Genomic DNA, 21,706 nt, shown 5'->3' with positions numbered 1-21,706 from the left:
CCTACAATGAAGTTTTATCAGTATAGTTGAATAGAAAGAACGAATAAATAAATTATAGTCCTAGAGTTGCTTTAATTAATGAGGTTGTTTCTCCGCCTGGGTAAAGTACATACAATAGAATGTACACCGCCACGCCAGTAATTGCTGTGAAGAACCAAATAATCGATGCAACCGGTCCAATCTTTCTATGAATATTAAATTTATCATTAAAAGCTAAAATAATTTGTACTAATCCTAATACACCGCCAATAGTAGCTAAGTTGATATGGAAAACTAAAAAGATGGTGTAGTAGATTTTCACTGAATCTGGACCACCAAAGGCAGTATTCCCTATGAAAATTGTTCTACTAGCATAAATAATAAAGAAAGTTAATGCAAAAACTGCTGCCCATAACATGACTTTTTTATGTTTATCAATTTGACGTTTCCAAATTAATCTCCATCCGATAGCCACTAAGATTGCACTAATGACGATACATGAAGTACTTATCGTGGGTAAAATGGGTACGCTCATAAGTTTCATCCTTACTTAAGTAAATTTAGATCATTTTAATTAATGAAACGACAACAACAAGTACGAAAAATACAACTAAGTAGTTCAATGAATAAATGAACATTTTTGTCGCCCATTTTGTTTGGTCAGAATCTTTCTTGAAGGTAGTCAATCCTAATGCCAACCATCCTAGATTAAGTAATGTAGCGATGACTACAAATGTTACACCTAAGCCAGACAATAAGAATGGTAAAGGTAATAAGAATACTAACCAAATGAACATGCTAATTCTAGTGCGTTTAAAACCTTTAACTGATGGTAACATCGGAATATTAGCTAATGAATATTCGTCACTTCTTTTAATAGCAAGTGCATAAAAGTGAACGGGTTGCCAACAAAAGACAACTAAAAATAGTGCAATGGCTGCTAAGCTAATATTGCCATCGATAGCTACCCAACCAATTAAAGGTGGTACAGCACCAGGAAAACTTCCAACAACTGTATTCCAAGTTGTATGTCGCTTAGACCAAATTGAATAATAAGAAACATATCCTACAATACCTATTAAACCTAAAACGCCTGAAGGTACGTTCAATAGGAAAAGACTAGCTTCACCAATTAACATCATACCAAAGCTTAATATTAATAAGTTTCTATCTGAGATTCTATCGTTTACAGTCGGTCTACTTTGTTTACTAGGCATGATGCTATCAATATCTTGATCATAATAATTATTTAAAGCACATGCGCCCCCCATGATTAAAGTAGAGCCAACAATCATCAATAATATTTGAGGTATAGACGATAGGAAGGAATGGTTTGTCATTACAACTGCAAGCCATGCGCCTGCAAATGCAGGTATCAAGTTACCTTGAACGAGGCCCATTTTAATGATTTGTTGTAATTCTTTGAAGGTTACTCGGCCCGTATCCTGTGACAAAGTGTGTTCTTTGCTCATAGTTCCCCTCCTTGAATTTTTCATATAGTACAATGATATAGTATATTTTATTAAAAGACTAGGTTTTATAAAATTAAATTGTGACACTTTAGCGACATTATAAATCGTCGATTTTGTGACACAATTAAAAATGGTATTCTTGTTATAATGAGTTAAAAGTAAAAATATGTACATTAATTTAAAGTACTAAAATAACAAGTGTCAAAACAATTTATATTGTCTTTTTTGTCTTATAACCACAATATGTGATGCAATAAATAACGTTAAAATGAATGACAAAAGATGGCAAAAAATGCGTACTTTAATTAATGATGGGGTGTTTATCATTGTTTAGAAAGCAGAACCTTAAATGGTTAGGTGTTTTAGCTACGATTATTATGACCTTTGTTCAATTGGGTGGCGCCCTCGTAACTAAAACAGGATCAGAAGATGGTTGTGGATCATCATGGCCATTATGTAATGGTGCACTTCTTCCTCAAAATTTACCAATTCAGACGATTATTGAATTAAGTCACAGAGCTGTATCAGGTCTATCTCTTATCGTCGTGCTTTGGTTAGTCATCACAGCATGGAAGAATATTGGATATATTAAAGAAATCAAACCACTTTCAATCATTAGTGTTGCTTTCTTACTTGTCCAAGCACTAATAGGAGCCGCAGCCGTAATATGGCAACAGAATGCTTATGTTCTTGCATTACATTTTGGTATTTCTTTAATTAGTTTTTCATCAGTATTCGTAATGACTCTAATCATATTTTCTGTTGACCAAAAATATGAAGCTGATGAATTATTTATTAAGAAGCCACTTCGTACATTAACATGGCTGATGGCAATTATTGTGTACCTTACAATTTATACTGGTGCATTAGTAAGACATACTAAGTCGAGTCTTGCTTATGGTGCATGGCCAGTGCCATTTAATGATATTGTGCCACATAATGCGCATGATTGGGTACAATTCGCCCATAGAGGTATGGCATTTATCACATTTATGTGGATTATGTTCACATTTATTCATGCTATTAAAAATTATTCAGACAATCGCACAGTACGCTATGGGTATACTGCTGCATTTATTTTAGTTATTTTACAAGTTATTACAGGTGCGCTATCTGTTATAACAAATGTAAATTTAATTATTGCATTATTCCATGCATTATTTATCACATATTTATTTGGAATGATTGCCTACTTCATCTTATTGATGTTAAGAACAACACGTAGTATGAAATAGTATTACTATAAATTTTTAACCTTCATTTCTAAGTTAAATGGAAAATACAAATTTATTTGCTACCCGCGCCCTTCAAGGATAATGAGTATAAGTTTACCTTGAAGGGCGCGTTCTGTATACCCACACATATGTCATACATTATTGCCAGCGTATATAAAAGCCGCCCGATTGTGTAAACTTTTAATCATCACACAATTGGGCGGGTTTCGCATATTATGATAGCTTTTCTATTTCAATAAGTAGATCGCCGGTTGCAATGGCATCACCACTTACTACAGTAACTTGTTTAATTACACCATCAAATGGTGCTTGTATAGTAGTTTCCATCTTCATAGCTTCAGTAATCAACAATGGTTGATTTGCTTTAACTTCATCACCTACAGCAACTTTAACCTCAGTGACAGATCCAGGCATTTGAGCTCCTATATGGCTAGGATTAGTTTTATCAGCTTTAGGTTTCACATTAGCATTTGTCTTCACATTTTCGTCTTTAATATAAATTCGACGTGCTTGACCATTCATAGCATAATAAATTGTACGATTACCATTTTCATCAGGTTCACTAATTGTTTCGAGTTTAATTATTAAACGTTTACCCGTATCAATTTCTATTTCAACGGTTTCACCATTACGCATACCAAACAAGAAGGTCGGTGTATCAAGTAATGATAGATCACCATATTGCTCTTTTGTTTGAATATATTGGTTATCCACTTTCGGATATAGGACATAGCTTATAACATCTTGTTCTGTCACTTCACCCTGTTGCTTTTCAGCTAACTCTTCACGAATCTCGTCAAAGTCAACAGGCTCTAAATATTCTCCAGGTCTCTCAGTAAGTGGTTGTTGACCTTTGAGAATAACTTCTTGTAATTTTCGATTAAACCCATTTACTGGCTGACCAATTTCACCTTTAAAGAATGAAACCACTGATTCAGGAAAATCAAGTTTATACCCATCGCTAAGTACTGATGATTCATCTAAATCATTCTGAACCATGTAGAGCGCCATATCTCCCACTACTTTAGAAGATGGTGTTACCTTAACTATATCACCAAATAAGAAATTCACTCTACGATACATATCTTTTACTTCGTCAAAGCGCCCACCTAAACCTAAACTTTTAGCTTGTTGACTTAAATTAGAGTACTGACCTCCAGGCATTTCGTGTTGATATATTTCAGTATTAGGTGATTTAATATCACTTTCAAAGTCAGCATAATAAGGACGAACAGTAGCCCAGTAATGACTTAATTCTTCTAAACCTTCAATATCAGTTCTTAAGTTGCGTGGGAAACCATTAAGTGCATAATATAAAGAATTCGCACTAGGCTGACTTGTCAATCCACTCATTGAAGCAACAGCTGTATCTATGATATCTACACCTGCGTCAATAGCTTGTTTATAAGTTAGCAAACCATTTCCACTTGTATCATGTGTATGGAGATGAATTGGTAAATTAACTGCTGCACGTAATTCACCGATTAATTCATTTGCTGCTTTTGGTTTCAGCAGTCCAGCCATGTCTTTAATTGCTAAAATATGGAATCCTTCTCTTTCTAATTCTTTAGCCATTTTCACGTAGTAATCTAATGTATAGATATTAGAACGTTCGACATTTAAAATATCGCCTGTGTAACAAATTGCACCTTCAGATATTTTACCTGCTTCTTGCACGGCTTCATTAGCAATTTTCATTTGATCGACCCAGTTTAATGAGTCGAAGATACGGAAGACATCTACACCTGCGTTAGCACTTTCATGTACAAATTTCTTAATTACATTATCAGGATAGTTTTTGTAACCAACGGCGTTAGATGCACGTAATAACATTTGGAACAAGACATTAGGTATTGCTTTACGCAATCTTTCTAAACGTTCCCAAGGATTCTCTTTTAAGAAATTATATGCCACATCAAAGGTTGCGCCACCCCACATTTCTAATGAAAAGCTATCTTTAAATACTTCAGCAGTTTTAGATGCAATATTCATCATGTCTTTCGTTCTTACACGAGTAGCTAATAATGACTGATGCGCATCTCTGAATGTGGTATCTGTAATGAGTACGTCTTCCTGTGCTCGTACCCAATCAGCAAGCCCCCTAGGTCCTTGGTCATCTAAAATTTGTTTCGTTCCAGATAATTGATTAATACGATCTTGAGATACTCTCGGGATTGATGTTGATTCGTAATCTGGTTTAGGACGTTGTTCCACATTAGGGAAGCCATTTATAGTTACATTCCCAATATATTCCAGTGTCTTAGTACCTCTATCAAGTGTAGGTGCAATATCGAATAATTCTGGTGTTTCTTCTATAAATTTAGTTGTATAATCTCCACTTCTAAATTTATCATTTCGCATCACGTTGATTAAAAACGGAATGTTGGTTTTAACTCCACGTATACGCATTTCTCGTAGTGAACGTTCCATTTTTTCTTCAGCTTGTTTATAAGAAAACGCATGTGTAGATAATTTAACCAATAGAGAATCATAATATGGTGAGATTTCAGCTCCTTGGAAACCATCGCCAGCATCCAATCTAACTCCAAATCCACCGCTCGAACGGTATGCGATGATTGTTCCTGAATCTGGCATAAAATCATTCAATGGGTCTTCAGTAGTAATACGACATTGAATCGCATATCCAAGCGTTTGAATATCTTGTTGTTTTGGCATAGCAATTCTATCACCAAAAAGTGACTCGCCATCAGCCACTAAAATTTGAGTTTTAACAATATCTATACCTGTGATCATCTCAGTAATTGTATGTTCAACTTGTACACGTGGATTGACTTCAATAAAGAAGAATTCATCACCTGAGACTAAAAATTCAACTGTTCCGGCATTTACGTATTTAATATTCTCCATCAACTGAATAGCTGCTTCACAAATACGTTCTCTTAAACTGTTTGATAATCCTACTGAAGGCGCAACTTCAACAACTTTCTGATGGCGTCGTTGTACCGAACAATCTCTTTCATACAAATGTATAATATTGCCTAATTCATCACCAATAACTTGTACTTCAATATGTTTAGGATTATCAATATATCTTTCAATATAAACTTCGCTATTGCCAAAAGACTTTTCAGCTTCTGATTTAGCACGGTGGAAAGCATCTTCAAGTTCACTTTCTTCACGTACAATACGCATACCTTTACCGCCTCCACCACTAGTTGCTTTAATCATTAGTGGAAAGCCAGCTTCTTCTGCGAATTGTTTGGCTGCTTCAAAACTTTCAATAGGCCCATCTGTACCTGGAATAACAGGCAAATCGGCTTTAATAGCAGTTGTTCTCGCTTTGACCTTATCTCCAAACATATCTAAATGTTCAAGATGGGGACCTATAAATTTAATATTTTCTTCCGCACAACGACGTGCGAACTGTTCATTTTCACTTAGAAAACCATATCCAGGGTGAATCGCATCTACACCTGCACGTTTCGCTACCTCGATGATGCGTTCAATGTTTAAATAACTTTCAGCAGGTCCCAAATCACTACCAACTAAGTAAGATTCGTCTGCCTTATATCTATGTAATGAACTTTTATCTTCATTAGAATATATTGCTACTGTATTGATATTTAACTCTGCTGCTGCTCTAAAAATCCTGATGGCAATTTCACCACGGTTAGCAACAAGTAACTTCTTTATATGTTTCAAAAGCGAAGACACCCCTCATATTTTTTGAATTTTCTAACTAATTAGATAATAAGATTTTATCTTAAATGATTGAATAATTCTATAGTAATTTACAAAGTTAAAGATAATTTAATTTTTTGTAACACTTTACAATGCAACAAAATGATCATGAAATTTCTCTACACTATCAAATCTATAACTTCAGATAATCTTATTATTATCGATAACATAATTTTATCATTAATAGTACATATGTGCTAGTTTAGAATAAAAGCTTTACATTATTTTAATTTTTAAAATAATAAAAAAGACAATCTATAGTAGCTTGATCTCAACTTCTTGAAAATCATTTAACTATAGATTGTCTTTAATAACTTATTTAATTATAACGGCGTTTCATATCGATTTTACGTTGCTTTTGGCGTTTATCATCTTGTTTGATTTGTTTAGCAGTAATTAATAAAAGACCCATGGCAATACTTAAACTAATCATTGCTGAACCACCAAAACTAATAAATGGTAACGGTACACCTGTTAATGGGATTGTAGCTGAAATACCACCGATATTAACAAATGTTTGGCTTCCTATATAACTTGCGATACCGACGCAAACTAATTTGTAAAAATAAGAATTTGTTTTATTAGCTAATTGGAATGCTCGATATACAATGAAATATTCTAAAATAATTACTAATAAGCCACCCACTAAACCTAACTCTTCGCATATCACCGCAAAGATAAAATCAGTATGAGGTTCTGGCAAGTAACCCAATTTCATTATACTGTTACCTAATCCACGTCCAAATAGCCCACCATTACCTATCGCCATTAAGGAATTAGAAATATGATACCCTGTTCCTGATTCTTGTCCAAATGGATTTGTTAACGTACTAAAACGTGCTTCTAAATAACTAGGAACCATATGTAGTATCAACATAAACGATGCAATAATAACAAATCCTAAAGCTACTAATAATCCCCACTTCAACATATTCTGAACACCAATACCAGAATAGAAAATAATTGAGAAAAAGATGATTAGTATTAACATCGTTTGCCCAACGTCCTTTTGGAAAAGAACAAGAACCAAACACGTTACTACGAATAGAATTGGACCTAAGATTAACTTGATGTTCTGTCTTACTGCAGGCATTTTCTTTTCAATCATAAATGGTATGTAAAGAATGATGGCAATTTTTAGTAACTCTGATGCTTGTAGATTCATAAAACCTAAATTAATCCAACTCTTGGAACCATTGATATTTTTACCAATAACTAAAGTCAGTAATAGTAGTACGAAAATACCAATCATCATTCCTTTTTGAACATTAGGCTTCTTTAGGACTTTTACATTCATAATAAATGCCATAAAAAAGACTATAGCGAAACTCATAATAACGTATAAAAGTTGTCTATTATAGAAGTAAGTTCCTGCAACGGCTACACCACCAGTTAAAGTACCTTTAGTTGCAGCTACCATACTTGCGCTGTATACCATTACTAATCCAATCAAACACAGGAGTACGTATGTAATTAATAATGGATAATCGATAAATTTAGAAGTTTTTCCAATATACCGCATTATATTTTTAAAATTATTCATATACTAGATCATCCAATTCTAAATTTTTAAAGTTAATCACTTCGTTGACTTAATTCATTTATCTTCACTTTTTAAAAAGCTGTCTTACCTATTATATACTTGAACCCTTCAATTAAACAAATATTATTAGGTTAAGCATCAACTTATTTTATAGGATAAGCCTGAAACAAAAATGACTGAGAAAGATATCACGTTCAGATATCATCTCAGTCACTCATACGATGACGTATATGTACGATTAAGTCTATACGTTGTCGTAAATATATATGTTATTAACGCATTCATATTGACACTTTAAATACGTGCGTTATGCTAAATCTATTGGAAGTAAAACATTAAACATTTGTGAAAGCTTCATGTAATTTAGAAAGTTCTTTTTCTAATCTTAACATTAATTGCTTACCATCTTCTTTATCAACTAAACCAAGTTGAACAGCGAAATCAACCTCTTTTTGAAGGCCAAACATTTGAGTATCTAACACTTCTTCATAAAGCGGACAAGAAGGTAAAGTTAAGTTATCCATCTGAACTTTAATAAGATGTAAGATTCTATCAGCATCTTTATTCAACTGGTCATATGCCGCATTATTTAATTTCGATTGGTTAGCCATGACATACTCCCCCTATCATTTCAATTAATATCTTCACATTAGAAGTTTATCTTAATAGGTATTAAAAAGCAAGTGAATTTAAATTAAGTCACTATGATTTTATGTTAAAATAATTAAAGATAAAAAATGAGGGAGTGGGCATATATGATCCAAATTAAGGGTGCAGTTAAGTTTCCTATCTCTTTGGATAGTACAACTTGGATTTTCGATGACAGAAAAGTGAGTATCGATGATTTAGAGCGTGGGGTTTTCGACGGTACTAGACCTGTTAACTTCGAAGATAACACTGAATGGAATCGAGCTATTTTAGAAGGACAAACCAATCCACCTACACTTGATTCAGAAATTAAATATAAAAAGCGTTCAGTTTTAGAAGGATCTTTCGTCATTAATATGACACCATTTTTCAAAAATGCTGAACCACACGATAAAGCAACAGCAATAAAACTTTATAATGATAATGATGCTATCGAAATACCAATTGAATTATTACCTTACTTATTCTTCCAATTCGCGAAAGATGGCAAACGATTATATAGCGACAATGCCGTTGATAGCTTTGTTTATGTGCCAGAGGATGGGTATACATATGAATTCAAATATGTAACTCATATAGAGGTGATTTAATGTGCTAGAAGTTCAATGTATCATTTGTGATACAAAAGTGTTTATTGATGAACAAACAGTTGAGGCTAAACGCTTAAGAAACAATCCTATTCGCACCTTTATGTGCGATGATTGTAAAAGTCGTTTAGATACACCTAAACAACGCAAACCACAAGTGATGGAATACATTTCTAAAACAGAAAATCATTCAATCGATAAAGATGAATTATAAAAAAAGGTGCGGTTTAAGTTACCCATAACTTAAGCCGCACCTTTTATCTATATTATTGATCTTCTTGCATCATTTGTTTAACGCGTTTTGCTTCTTTTTCACGTGCTGATTTGTTTAAGATTTTCTTTCTTAATCTAATATTTTCTGGTGTAACTTCAACTAATTCATCGTCATTGATAAATTGTAATGCTTCTTCTAAAGTTAAAATTCTAGGACGATTCATCGTTTGAGTTTGATCTTTCGTAGCAGAGCGTACGTTAGTTTGATGCTTCGCTTTCGTAATATTAACTGTTAAATCATTTTCACGGTTATGTTCACCAACTATCATACCTTCATAAACTTCTGTACCTGGTTCCATGAAGTTTACACCACGGTCTTCTAAGTTAATAATTGCATATGATGTAGCTTGACCTTGGTCCATTGAGATTAAAGCACCGTTACGACGCCCACCTATTTGAGCTTTAACACGAGGTCTAAATTCTTCGAAAGTATGGTTAATAATACCATAACCACGTGTCATAGACATAAATTCTGTAGTATAACCAATCATACCACGTGCTGGTACCATAAAGATAAGACGCGTAAGACCATTATCAGTAGTCATCATATCTAACATTTCACCTTTACGTGCACCTAGAGATTCAATTACTGCACCAGCGTTTTCAGAAGGTACCTCACATTGTACACGTTCAAATGGTTCACTTAACACGCCGTCGATTTCTCTTAAAATAACTTGAGGTTTAGAAACTTGTAATTCAAAACCTTCACGTCTCATATTTTCAATTAAGATTGAAAGGTGTAACTCACCGCGTCCAGCTACAATCCAAGCATCTGGTTGGTCTGTTGGAGTTACTTTTAATGAAACGTCTGTTTCAAGTTGTTGCTCTAATCTTTCTTGAATTTGACGTGCAGTGACATAGTCACCTTCTCGACCAGCAAATGGTGAATTATTTACTCGGAAAGTCATTTCAAGTGTTGGTTCGTCAATACGTAACACAGGTAACGCTTCTTGATGATCATGAGGTGTCACAGTTTCACCAACATTGATATCTTCCATTCCTGACACAGCGATTAAGTCTCCAGCTTGTGCTTCTTCAATTTCTTCACGTTTCAAACCAAAGTAACCAAATATTTTAGTTACTCGGAAATTCTTGATTGAGCCATCTAACTTGATTAATGATACGTTATCTCCAACACGCATTTTACCTCTAAATACGCGACCAACTCCAATACGTCCAACATAGTCGTTATAATCTAATAATGCGACTTGGAATTGTAACGGTTCATCTTGATTATCAATTGGAGCGGGAACATAATCAATTATTGTTTCAAATAATGATTGCATGTTTTCATCTTGGTTATCTGATTCAAGGCTTGCTGTACCGTTTACCGCTGAAGCATAAACAACTGGAAAATCTAACTGTTCATCATTTGCTTCTAATTCAATAAATAAGTCTAATACTTCATCTACTACGCCTTCAGGACGTGCAGCTGGTTTATCAATTTTATTTACAACTACTACTGGTTTTAAATTTTGTTCTAATGCTTTCTTAAGAACAAAACGAGTTTGTGGCATTGTACCTTCATATGCATCAACTACAAGAACAACACCATCAACCATTTTCATAATACGTTCAACTTCCCCACCGAAATCGGCATGGCCAGGTGTGTCTAAGATATTAATACGTGTGCCTTTATAATCAATTGCTGTATTTTTAGCAAGAATCGTAATACCACGTTCTCTTTCTAAATCGTTTGAATCCATTGCACGTTCGTCTACATGTTCATTTTCTCTGAAAATACCAGACTGTTTAAGCAACTCATCTACTAAAGTTGTTTTACCATGGTCAACGTGCGCAATAATCGCTATATTACGAACATCTTCTCTTAAATTAGTCATTTTATAAATTTCCTTTCTTGAGTAAACTCCCACTTTTAATTACAACTGTTTTATTATATCATATATTAGTGAAAAGATAAGTAAAAGGTGGGGTATGGGATGCAACAAAAAAAATCAAAAGGCATCTTCTGGATATTCTCTATTTTAGCAGTCATTTTCTTAGTATCTTTTAGTTTTGCATTAGGTGCTGCTAATGTTCCATGGATGATTTTAACATTTATATTACTCATTGCAACATTTGGCGTTGGTTTCACTGTTAAAAAGAAATACAGAGAAAACAACTGGCTGTAACATAGAAATCTAACATTATAATGTTAGATCAACAAGTTAAAGCAGAGACGATTCAATGTCGTCTCTGCTTTTATTTTTCTCGTTTTCTACCAAATCGTTGTTCATGATGTTTAGCAATCGTCTCTTCAAATTCACTTAAATAGTTATTAAGGATCTCTCGATGAAGTTTTGCGTTAGCCATTAAAATAGAATTAGGGTGGTTCATTTCAAGTCTGTCCCCTAATAAGTTACTACCTACGCCTCCCACTTCATTCAATATCATTAAGCCTCCAGCAAAATCCCATGGTTGTAATCTTGGTGTAAGGTACGCAGCGAGTTGACCTTTAGCCACACTTATAATTTCTAATGCAGCACTACCATAAGCTCTTGCACTTCTAGCGTCCTCTACTATTGGCGCAAACACTTTGCCCATTATTGGTTTAGTTAACCAGTTAGGATTTATACCAATGATACTTGTTTTAAGTTCGGAATCTTCTAGTGGCTTTAATTGATGGCTATTTTCAAAGGCACCTTCACCAACTTTAGTGTGGTATAGAACGTCTCTCATTACATCATATACGAACCCAGCGTATGGTTTACCATCATGGTAAATACCAATTGATATCGCAAAATTTTCTTTTTGATGAACGAAGTTTAGCGTACCGTCTATGGGATCTATGACCCAAATGATGCCTTGTGTATCTTTTAAATTATGTCCGTGCCCTTCTTCACCTATAACTCGGTGTTCAGGATAATTGTGATGAATCGTTTCATAAAGATAATTTTCAGTGGCCTTATCAACATTCGTGACTAAATCATTCGGATTAGATTTCATTTCTATATCCAGATCATCTTTCATCATATGACGAACTTTATTACCAGCCTCTAGTATTATTCCCTTTGCAAAATCATATAATGCCATCGTATCATCTCCTATTACTTACCATTATACATGATGTCATCTTCAAAATTATATTAATACACATAGATTTACCTTATTTTAAAGAATTCAAACGCCTAATTAACAAGCTTATACTTTAGGTTAGAAATCCTTAACTATGCTACAATATATGTAATCAATTATTAGGAGGCATAAAATGACTCAATATACATTTGCTCCAAAAGATTTTAAAGCTTTCGATGTCGAAGGTCTAGACAATCGTATGGAAGCACTCAATGAATATGTTAGACCTCAATTAAATAATTTAGGAACATACTTTGCAGATTATTTTAGTACTCAAACTGGCGAAGAGTTCTACCCTCATGTAGCTAAACATGCGCGTCGTAGTGTTAATCCACCAAAAGATACGTGGGTAGCATTTGCTCCTAATAAACGTGGATATAAGATGTTGCCACATTTTCAAATTGGATTATTTAGAGACCAATTATTTGTAATGTTCGGCGTAATGCATGAGGCTAAAAATAAAGCCAATCAGATGAAAGTCTTTAAAAAGCATTTCGATAAAATTAAAGACTTACCTGAAGACTATAGTGTTTGCTTAGATCATATGAAACCTGAAAAGACACTTATTAAAGATATGAACGATGACGATCTTCACAAAGCTATTGATCGCGCAATTAATGTTAAGAAAGGTGAATTTTTCATAGCACGAGAAATTCAGCCTTCTGATCAAAGATTAAAAAGTGATAAAGCCTTTCTACAGTTTATTGAAGAAACATTTGATGCGTTTTTAAGATTTTACCAATAATACATCTTCATTTTTAAGCTTGAATGGAATGATTACAATTCTATTCAAGCTTTTTTATAGTCGCACAATATTTTTAGGTTGACCTAACTTTTTGTTTAGGTTAATATATTTTCATAAGATTTTAGGAGTGATATGATTGAAGTTAAAAGACGACAACTATGAACAACAACAAAGTTTAGACGAAATAAATAATACTATTCATTTTGACCATAAAAGTAGTGCAAGTCAGAAGTTTTTAGCATTTTTAGGTCCTGGTTTACTCGTGGCAGTAGGTTATATGGACCCCGGCAACTGGATTACATCCATGCAGGGTGGCGCACAATATGGCTATACCTTGCTATTCGTGATTTTAATCTCAAGTTTAGCAGCAATGTTATTACAAAGTATGACGGTTAGATTAGGAATAGCAACCGGTAAAGATCTTGCGCAAATGACACGTCATTTTTTAAGTAAACCTGTAGCTATCATATTTTGGATTATCGCTGAATTAGCCATCATAGCTACTGACATCGCAGAAGTTATTGGTAGTGCTATCGCGTTAGACTTAATTTTTGGTATTCCATTAATTGTCGGCGCCTTAATTACCGTATTCGACGTTTTCTTATTGTTATTCATTATGCGCTTCGGTTTCAGAAAAATTGAAGCCATCGTTGGAACATTGATATTTACTGTATTAGCGATATTTGTATTTGAAGTTTTTATATCTTCTCCACAATTAACTGATATATTGAATGGCTTTGTACCACATAAAGAAATTGTTACTAATCAAGGCATTTTATATATTGCTTTAGGTATTATTGGAGCGACAATCATGCCTCACAATTTATATCTACATTCTTCAATTGTTCAATCACGTAAATATGATCGACATGACAATGAAGAGAAAGCCCAAGCAATTAAGTACGCTACAATTGATTCAAACCTTCAATTATCTATAGCTTTTGTAGTTAATTGTTTATTATTAACTTTAGGTGCAGCTCTATTTTTTGGAACTAAAACAAATGATTTAGGTGGTTTCTACGATTTATATCATGCCTTAAAAACTGAACCCGTATTAGGCGCAACTTTAGGCGGCGTGATGAGTACACTATTTGCAGTAGCTTTATTAGCTTCTGGACAAAATTCTACTATTACAGGTACTTTGGCTGGTCAAATTGTGATGGAAGGATTTTTACGATTATCAATTCCTAACTGGTTACGTCGTTTGATTACTCGAGCGCTTGCAGTCATCCCAGTTATCATTTGTTTAATTATTTTTAAAGGCAACTCTGAAAAAATTGAACAACTTCTTGTATTTTCGCAAGTATTTCTAAGTATCGCATTACCTTTCTCATTAATACCGCTTCAACTTGCTACAAGTAATAAAAAATTAATGGGACCTTTTATTAATAAAACGTGGGTTAATATTATTTCATGGACGCTAATTGTCATTCTAAGTGGATTAAATGTTTACTTAATCATTCAAACGTTCCAAGAATTATAAAAAATTTATACAATATACTCATAAAAAGAAGCACAAAGATGATTCAATTAAAAATCATCTTTGTGCTTTTTAGTAGATTAAGTATGTCGAATAATTTACATCTTTAAATAATCTACTTTAAAAAGATTTTAAATTGTAAAATTTCTACCTTTTTTAATCCTAATAAATGTATGGATCATCTTTCTTGTGATTTTTTAGTTCTTTGTCTGGATCCCATTCTTCATTATGTGATTGTTTGTTTTCATGGTAATTATCGTTAAATTGATCTCTATTATGAGATTGATTATAATGTGCATGATTGTTGTGGTCTTTCTTTTTACTAAACAACATAATAGCAGCAATAATCCATAAAATCATTGCAATGAAATTCATAGTTATTAAACCTGTTACTGCAGCAGCTATAAGTAAGGCCCCTGCTAAATTTTTACGCCCTTTGATTGTTAAGGCTCCAAATATCCCTAATATTGTAGAGAATGCTAAAAATCCAATTGAAATCATCATTGAGGCTAACAAAATATCAGAGGATACATTTTGATTATTGCCATACATTTGTTTCATTATATCTTTATATTGTTGTTGATTTTGACCACTTTTCATTACTAAAAGTGATAAACAAGTTAATAATAAATATATAATACTTAAACCATTAGCTATCCATGCTAAGATAGTTTCTGTTTTTCTATTCATATTAGGCTACACTCCTCTTAGTTACATTCTTAAAACAATAATACTAAAAATTAGAACTTATAGCGAACACATAAAAAAAAGTGATTGACTTTTCATTCTAAGTCAATCACTTATATAGTGTTATTTATTTTCCGTGTCGTCTTTGTGTTCAACTTGGTTCTCTTGATTATCTTCTTGAGGTTGTTCACCTTGGAACATTTGACGACGTTCCTCGTAATTCATTCTCCGTTGATTGACTGCACTAGGTTGATTCTTTCTTCTTTCTTTCATGCGTTTATTATAAGCTTTTTTCTTTTCTCTTTTCTTCGCACGAATTTCAGCTTTTTCTTTCTTGCGTTGAGCCTTAAGTTCTCTAGGATCAACTTGAGGTTCTTGTGGCTCTTGGTTGTAAGCATAACCATCCTCATAACCGTAACTATCATCTTCATTTTGATAATAATCTTCTTGGAATTGTTCATCACGCTTAGCTTTTTTAGATTTCTTATTGTATTTCGCCTGTCTAGACATAATCGCCGGTTCTTCTTCTTCCTGCTGAGTGGACTTGTATTCACTTTCTACAGCGCGTTTTGGAAATTGAGCATATTTATCATCTGTCTCATCATAATTATGACTCTCTGACTCATCATTCATATAAGCGTCATGTTGTTGAGGTTCATATTGGTGCTCTGCTTCATAGGCTTCTCTTTGTTGACGTTCTTTTCTGCGTTTACGACGTGTGTTTCTATATTCTTTATTATCACGTGGTTGTTCGTAATCATCGTAATAACCGTGATTGTACCCATCTTCGTAATAGTCATTATGAGAGGTAGACTGTGGTCTACGTTTATCATAGTATTCATAATTATCATAGTATGGTTGTCCATAATCATCATTATAGTATGCTGGTACGGTTTCTACCCGATCTTTTCTAGCAAACATCATGATAGCGACGATAAAGAATAAAATTGGAATAATTAATGTGACAACTAATAATACCAATGGAATCGTAACTATAGCTGCTAATAGAAATAAGAAACCTGAAAGTATTCTAATATTCATTGAAATTAAAGCTAAGAATGAAATCAATAAACAAATGATGAAGTAAACAATGATAGCCCAAACACCATTTTGTAACCATATAACAAATTGAGTTGTACTTAAATCATTGTTACCTAAAATTTGTTGAACCAACTCATTATTATTTAATGAATTTTCTAAATTAGCAATCGATGTATCATTACTAAATGATACAAGTGCAATAAACATCGTTACAATCGTTAATATGAGTAAAAATACCCAACTAAACCAACCTAGTACTTTTTCAGTTAGCCGACCGACTGGACGCTTAATTTGTGTGTATTGCTCTCCTGACATCCGCTACAACTCCTTACTTTACTATCAAATCATTATATAAGAAATATGAGTAAATAACTACTATTTATCATCAATCTATTTTAAGTTCATTTTAAAATTTAAAAAGCTTTCGTTATATTCGCTAAGTGTTTTCTGGCCTAAGTCCTTATAAACTTCCAAACGATTTTGTTCTTTTTTTGTTGGGTAAAATCTATGGTCTTCTCTAACTTCTTTAGGTAGCTTATCTCTAGCTGCTTTATTAGGCGTTGCATAGCCTACCCACTCTGTATTCTGTTTATTATTTTTCTCATCTAATAAGAAGTTCATAAATTTATATGCGCCTTCTTTATTCTGAGCAGTTTTAGGAATAACCATGTTATCAAACCAAAGATTAGATCCCTCTTTGGGAATGACATAGTTATACTTATTACTACCTTGAACTAAAGGTGCTGCCACACCACTCCAAACTACAGCGATGTTACCTTCATGTTGTTGAAGCATCATTGTTATCTCATCACCAACGACACCTCTTACTTGCGGAACTAACTTTTTCAAATCCACTTCAGCTCTTTTAATATGAGAAGAATGGTTATCATTCAAACTATAACCTAATTTGTTTAATCCCATTCCCATCATTTCTCGAGCACCATCTACTAATAAAATATCATTTTTATACTTAGATTGATACAAATCACTCCAACTATTGAAATTATCATGAGGATATTTATCTTTATTATATAAAATACCCACTGTACCAAAGAAATAAGGTAATGAATATTTATTATGAGGATCATAAGACATATTCATATAATCAGAATCAAGATTTTTGATATTGGGTATTTTAGTATGATCTAAAGGAACTAACAAATTGGAACGCTTAAGCTTTTGCACGGTGTACTCACTTGGAAATGCCACATCATAATGTGTACCCCCATTACGTATTTTGGCCTCCATGGCTTCATTTGAATCAAACGTTTCATATACAACTTGTATGCCTGTTTGTTTTTCGAACTTTTTAATCAAACTAGGATCAATGTATTCTCCCCAGTTATAAACATAAATCTTTTCTTGCGTATGGGTGTTCTCTTTAGATTTAAACCAATGACTCATAACTAAACATAAAATACCAATAATTACTGCAGAAAAGATAAGTTGTAGAAATCGTTTCATTCACTTACACCCCGTTTCACCGTCTTTTGACATTTAACAAAGTGTTGCATTAAATAATATCCAATGATACCTAATAAAATAACTATAAATAATATAGTCGATATAGCATTAATTTCCATACTTATACCTTTTCTAGCCATTGCATAAACTTCCACAGATAAGACACTAAATCCGTTTCCTGTTACGAAAAAGCTAACTGTAAAGTCATCTAAAGAATATGTTAGAGCCATGAAAAATCCACCAATAATTGAAGGCATGATATTAGGTATAATGACGCTACTCAATAATTGCGATTCATTAGCTCCTAAATCTCTAGCTGCGTTCAACATGTTATCGTTCATTTCATAAAGTTGTGGTAACACAATAATCACTACGATAGGTATACAAAATGCGATATGTGATGCTAATACAGTAAAGAATCCTAAACCTAAACCAGTAAAATGTCCAATTGCGGTAAACATAATTAAAAATGATGCACCAATAACTACATCCGATGAGACCATGAGTACATTATTCAAAGTCAATAATGTTACTTTGAATTTTTTATTGCGTAAATAATATAAAGCAATCGCGCCAAACGTACCAATTACCGTAGACACTGATGCAGCTAATAGGGCAACCGCGACCGTGTTAAATATTACAGATATTAATCGATCATCTTGGAAGAGAGTACGATAATGTTCTAACGAGAAATGCTCAAAATGAATCATATTTCCAGCTGAGTTAAATGAATATATCATCAAGAAAAATATCGGTATATAAAGTATTGCTATTAAAATACCTATGTACATCTTTCCATACCATTTCACGTCGTTCACCCCTTCCCATTAGATGACTTAGATTTAGTTAAGATTAAGATAAAGGCCATAAATATAATTAGGAATAACGCAATTGTAGAGCCCATACCGTAATTTTGAATTGTTAGAAATTGCTCTTCAATCGATGTACCTATATTAATAACTTTATTACCTGCAATCAATCGCGTAATCATGAATAGTGATAACGCAGGTATAAAGGTCACTTGAATCCCCGTCATTACTCCCTCTTTAGTTAAAGGAATGATGACCTTTCTGAAAGTAATTAACGGACTAGCACCTAAATCACTAGAGGCTTGTAATAAGTTATTAGGTATTGCTTTCATACTATTGAATATAGGTAAAATCATAAAAGGGATATAAATATAACTTGCAACCAATAAAAACGCTCCACTTGTGAAAAGCATATTAAATACTGGTAAGTGAAAAACATGTAGTGCTTGATTTATAATACCATCATGACTTAATAACCCTATAAAAGCATAGGTCTTCAGAAGTAAATTAATCCACGTTGGAATAATCATTACCATTAGTAATATATTCTGAAATCTAGATTGAGCAATAAAGTATGCTGCTGGATAACTGATCAATAAAGTAATGAGAGTGATTAGAAATGCATACCATATGGAATCCGCAAACATTTTAAAATAACGCAACGAAAAAATTTGTTCATAATTTGTAAAACTAAAATGACCATGCACGTCAGTGAATGAGAAATAAACAAGTAAAATTACAGGTATAATAATAAAAATAACCATCCATAATAAATATGGAACAAGTAGTAATTTATTGATATTACGCATGGTCTACATCCTCATAACTCTCTATACGCTTATCAAATTCTTCCTCAGTTTCACCAGGTACCATAATATGAATTGCTTCTGGTTCAAAGAATAGACCTACTTCACTTCCAACTTCAGCTTTCTTAGTAGATTGAATAACCCATTCGTAGCCTTTTCTATCAATACAACAAATTTCGTAATGTACACCTCTAAATAGCATTGAATCTACAGTTGCTTTAAAAAGTCCTTGTTCTTTATCAATGAGTGATATGTCTTCTGGTCTAATTACAACTTCTACTTTTTTATTTTCAGGTATCCCCATATCTACACATTCAAAGTTTTGACCATAAATATTCACCACGAAATCTTTAACCATTCTTCCTTCAACGATATTTGATTCACCAATAAAATCAGCGACATAACGATTAACTGGTTCATCATATATATCAATAGGCGTACCAAACTGTTGAATTTTCCCATCTTTCATAACAAAGATATAATCACTTAATGCTAAAGCCTCTTCTTGATCATGGGTCACAAATATGAAAGTGATTCCTAAACGAGATTGAAGTTCACGTAACTCATATTGCATTTCCGTACGCAATTTTAAATCTAATGCAGATAATGATTCATCAAGTAAAAGTATTTCAGGTTCGTTTACTATCGCTCGAGCAATCGCTACACGTTGTTTTTGTCCCCCACTCATGCCTTCAATTTGTCGTTGTTCATAACCTTGTAACTTCACTAGTTTTAAAGCTTCTATGACCTTTTCATCTATCTCAGACTTGCTTAATTTTTTTAATTTTAAGCCATAGGCAATATTGTCATAAACGTTAAGATGTGGAAAGAGCGCATAATCTTGGAATACTGTATTTACTTTACGTTTATTTGGGGGTAACTTTCCGATAGGTTTATTTTGGTATATCACTTCTCCACTGTCAGGATACTCGAACCCAGCAATCAACTTTAATATTGTTGTTTTTTCACAGCCAGAAGGTCCTAATAATGTATAAAAATAACCTGATTCAATATCTAAATCAATTTCATCTAAAATTTGTACATCATCAAAGCCTTTACTTACAGATTTGAATGAAAGTAACGGATTCATAAACATTCCTCCCTATAAATATGAAGCTGTGGCAACAATTAATATTTTCACTTCTTCATGAGTTTCATTGTATAAGCGATGTTTATCTCTCGCCTTAAAATAAAGTACATCTTCAGTACTCGCTTTATAAGTTTGATTACCAAGTAGCAATGACACTTCACCTTCTAAGCAGTATATAAACGTGTCTGACTCAGATGGTTTAAAATTTTTATAGGATGCTCCAGGTTTCAATGTAAGGATCAATGGTTCCATTTCAAATTCATTTGAATCTGTAACTAGCCAATTTAGAATATAACCCCGATCGTATTCATCATATGTAATTTGATCTTTCTTTTTATATAACACTTTCTCACTTGGGCGCTCTTGAAAAAAGTCACTAGCTGATGTCCCAAGAACTTCTAAAATGTTTAAAAACGTCTCTATACTTGGAGACGCATGTTGACTCTCAATCTGAGAGATATACCCTTTTGACAAATCCGTACGTTCAGCAAGTTCTTCCTGAGTAAAATTTTTAATACGTCTTAAATTTCTTAATTTATATCCTATATCCATATTTTTAACCACCTAAAAAAGCTACATTAAGTTTACTAATATCAAACATTTTGTTTAGTGCTTTATAAAAGTAACAGAATATAGCTTTGTAAGCAATAGTTTTATTCAATTGTTTTAGAAAACAAGTAAGTATAAATTTTTAGATAATAAGTGTATCTAAAATCAATTAAGATTCTTTACCAAATCTCTGCTGTTCAGGATATTTATTTACCTCTTGAACAACTTTATAACTATTATATCCGCTTTTATTTTCAAATTCTTTAAAGATTTGTTTTTCTTCAGCTTTGCCAGGTACAATGTCTTTAAATTTTTTATAAGCTTTTTTTACATCTTCACCTTTAACAGAAGATTCATAGTAATTTTCAATTTTATTAAAAAAATGAATGACTTGCATCATTTCTTCATTCGTCCAATCTAAATCTAAAGGATATTGATATTCCATTGTCTTAATAACCTCCTGTAATAATTATGTAAGTACAGTGTATCGGAGCCATTTTTATAAAACAACCGATACAAAA

General features: G+C 33.0%; 21 protein-coding genes. 6 read left to right on the top strand and 15 right to left on the bottom strand.

The window, feature by feature from the left end; translation table 11 throughout:
* Positions 1 to 52: 52 nt before the first annotated feature.
* Together HMPREF3154_RS10010 and cyoE are read right to left on the bottom strand one after the other, a co-directional pair.
* Positions 53 to 514 (bottom strand): DUF420 domain-containing protein, encoded by a 462-nt coding sequence (locus tag HMPREF3154_RS10010; protein ID WP_002435338.1) that lies wholly within the window; start codon positions 512 to 514, stop codon positions 53 to 55.
* A gap of 25 nt (positions 515 to 539) precedes the next feature.
* Positions 540 to 1,451, bottom strand: coding sequence for a heme o synthase (cyoE, locus tag HMPREF3154_RS10005; protein WP_002435363.1), 912 nt, complete (start codon positions 1,449 to 1,451; stop codon positions 540 to 542).
* Positions 1,452 to 1,777: 326 nt separating this feature from the next.
* Between cyoE and HMPREF3154_RS10000 the strand changes: the two genes are divergently transcribed.
* Positions 1,778 to 2,686 carry a COX15/CtaA family protein gene (locus HMPREF3154_RS10000; RefSeq protein WP_002435308.1) on the top strand — a complete coding sequence of 303 codons (909 nt, stop codon included), beginning with the start codon at positions 1,778 to 1,780 and terminating at the stop codon, positions 2,684 to 2,686.
* A gap of 213 nt (positions 2,687 to 2,899) precedes the next feature.
* Here HMPREF3154_RS10000 and HMPREF3154_RS09995 read toward each other — a convergent pair whose 3' ends face one another.
* From HMPREF3154_RS09995 to HMPREF3154_RS09985, 3 genes are all read right to left on the bottom strand, one after another.
* A complete protein-coding gene (locus tag HMPREF3154_RS09995) occupies positions 2,900 to 6,349 on the bottom strand; it encodes a pyruvate carboxylase (RefSeq protein WP_070474707.1) in 3,450 nt (1,149 codons plus the stop codon).
* 358 nt (positions 6,350 to 6,707) lie between these two features.
* A complete protein-coding gene (ftsW, locus tag HMPREF3154_RS09990) occupies positions 6,708 to 7,931 on the bottom strand; it encodes a cell division peptidoglycan polymerase FtsW (RefSeq protein WP_002435326.1) in 1,224 nt (407 codons plus the stop codon).
* 335 nt (positions 7,932 to 8,266) lie between these two features.
* Positions 8,267 to 8,542 carry an Fpa/YlaN family protein gene (locus tag HMPREF3154_RS09985; protein WP_002435383.1) on the bottom strand — a complete coding sequence of 92 codons (276 nt, stop codon included), beginning with the start codon at positions 8,540 to 8,542 and terminating at the stop codon, positions 8,267 to 8,269.
* Positions 8,543 to 8,686: 144 nt separating this feature from the next.
* Between HMPREF3154_RS09985 and HMPREF3154_RS09980 the strand changes: the two genes are divergently transcribed.
* Together HMPREF3154_RS09980 and HMPREF3154_RS09975 are read left to right on the top strand one after the other, a co-directional pair.
* Positions 8,687 to 9,169, top strand: a complete 483-nt coding sequence (locus tag HMPREF3154_RS09980) for a hypothetical protein (RefSeq protein ID WP_023350458.1) — start codon at positions 8,687 to 8,689, stop codon at positions 9,167 to 9,169.
* 1 nt (position 9,170) lies between these two features.
* Positions 9,171 to 9,380 carry a DUF2197 domain-containing protein gene (locus HMPREF3154_RS09975; RefSeq protein ID WP_002435364.1) on the top strand — a complete coding sequence of 70 codons (210 nt, stop codon included), beginning with the start codon at positions 9,171 to 9,173 and terminating at the stop codon, positions 9,378 to 9,380.
* Between the two features lie 52 nt (positions 9,381 to 9,432).
* Here the strand turns inward: HMPREF3154_RS09975 and typA are convergent, their stop codons facing one another.
* Positions 9,433 to 11,280, bottom strand: coding sequence for a translational GTPase TypA (typA, locus tag HMPREF3154_RS09970; protein ID WP_023350459.1), 1,848 nt, complete (start codon positions 11,278 to 11,280; stop codon positions 9,433 to 9,435).
* Positions 11,281 to 11,379: 99 nt separating this feature from the next.
* On the opposite strand from typA, the gene HMPREF3154_RS09965 reads away from it, so the two are divergent.
* On the top strand, positions 11,380 to 11,571 hold the full coding sequence (locus tag HMPREF3154_RS09965; RefSeq protein ID WP_002435391.1) for a DUF5325 family protein: 192 nt from the start codon (positions 11,380 to 11,382) through the stop codon (positions 11,569 to 11,571).
* A 70-nt stretch (positions 11,572 to 11,641) separates the two neighbouring features.
* Here the strand turns inward: HMPREF3154_RS09965 and HMPREF3154_RS09960 are convergent, their stop codons facing one another.
* Positions 11,642 to 12,472, bottom strand: coding sequence for an inositol monophosphatase family protein (locus tag HMPREF3154_RS09960; protein ID WP_002435395.1), 831 nt, complete (start codon positions 12,470 to 12,472; stop codon positions 11,642 to 11,644).
* 175 nt (positions 12,473 to 12,647) lie between these two features.
* Here HMPREF3154_RS09960 and HMPREF3154_RS09955 point away from each other — a divergent pair, with 175 nt between their 5' ends.
* Both HMPREF3154_RS09955 and HMPREF3154_RS09950 read left to right on the top strand, forming a co-directional pair.
* Positions 12,648 to 13,259 carry a YktB family protein gene (locus HMPREF3154_RS09955; RefSeq protein WP_002435449.1) on the top strand — a complete coding sequence of 204 codons (612 nt, stop codon included), beginning with the start codon at positions 12,648 to 12,650 and terminating at the stop codon, positions 13,257 to 13,259.
* A 136-nt stretch (positions 13,260 to 13,395) separates the two neighbouring features.
* Positions 13,396 to 14,742 (top strand): Nramp family divalent metal transporter, encoded by a 1,347-nt coding sequence (locus HMPREF3154_RS09950; protein WP_023350460.1) that lies wholly within the window; start codon positions 13,396 to 13,398, stop codon positions 14,740 to 14,742.
* Positions 14,743 to 14,901: 159 nt separating this feature from the next.
* Here the strand turns inward: HMPREF3154_RS09950 and HMPREF3154_RS09945 are convergent, their stop codons facing one another.
* From HMPREF3154_RS09945 to HMPREF3154_RS09910, 8 genes are all read right to left on the bottom strand, one after another.
* A complete protein-coding gene (locus HMPREF3154_RS09945) occupies positions 14,902 to 15,429 on the bottom strand; it encodes a DUF4064 domain-containing protein (RefSeq protein WP_023350461.1) in 528 nt (175 codons plus the stop codon).
* A 120-nt stretch (positions 15,430 to 15,549) separates the two neighbouring features.
* Entirely contained in the window at positions 15,550 to 16,782 is a 1,233-nt protein-coding gene (gene auxB, locus HMPREF3154_RS09940) for a lipoteichoic acid stability factor AuxB (protein ID WP_023350462.1), read from the bottom strand.
* Positions 16,783 to 16,857: 75 nt separating this feature from the next.
* Positions 16,858 to 17,931: an ABC transporter substrate-binding protein gene (locus tag HMPREF3154_RS09935; protein WP_049307288.1), complete on the bottom strand. Its 1,074-nt coding sequence runs from the start codon at positions 17,929 to 17,931 to the stop codon at positions 16,858 to 16,860.
* Positions 17,928 to 18,740, bottom strand: a complete 813-nt coding sequence (locus HMPREF3154_RS09930) for an ABC transporter permease (RefSeq protein ID WP_037560592.1) — start codon at positions 18,738 to 18,740, stop codon at positions 17,928 to 17,930. Before HMPREF3154_RS09930 ends, HMPREF3154_RS09935 begins: the two co-directional genes overlap by 4 nt.
* A 5-nt stretch (positions 18,741 to 18,745) precedes the next feature.
* Positions 18,746 to 19,549 (bottom strand): ABC transporter permease, encoded by an 804-nt coding sequence (locus HMPREF3154_RS09925; RefSeq protein WP_023350465.1) that lies wholly within the window; start codon positions 19,547 to 19,549, stop codon positions 18,746 to 18,748.
* A complete protein-coding gene (locus tag HMPREF3154_RS09920) occupies positions 19,542 to 20,636 on the bottom strand; it encodes an ABC transporter ATP-binding protein (protein ID WP_070474705.1) in 1,095 nt (364 codons plus the stop codon). The genes HMPREF3154_RS09925 and HMPREF3154_RS09920 overlap by 8 nt, the downstream gene beginning before the upstream one ends.
* A 12-nt stretch (positions 20,637 to 20,648) precedes the next feature.
* Entirely contained in the window at positions 20,649 to 21,188 is a 540-nt protein-coding gene (locus HMPREF3154_RS09915; protein WP_002435290.1) for a helix-turn-helix domain-containing protein, read from the bottom strand.
* A gap of 166 nt (positions 21,189 to 21,354) precedes the next feature.
* Positions 21,355 to 21,630: a UPF0223 family protein gene (locus HMPREF3154_RS09910; RefSeq protein ID WP_002435331.1), complete on the bottom strand. Its 276-nt coding sequence runs from the start codon at positions 21,628 to 21,630 to the stop codon at positions 21,355 to 21,357.
* Positions 21,631 to 21,706: the final 76 nt, after the last annotated feature.

It is taken from the genome of Staphylococcus sp. HMSC06C11 (assembly GCF_001808345.1).
Lineage (GTDB): Bacteria > Bacillota > Bacilli > Staphylococcales > Staphylococcaceae > Staphylococcus > Staphylococcus capitis.
This window is presented reverse-complemented; position numbering and strand designations above follow the sequence as displayed.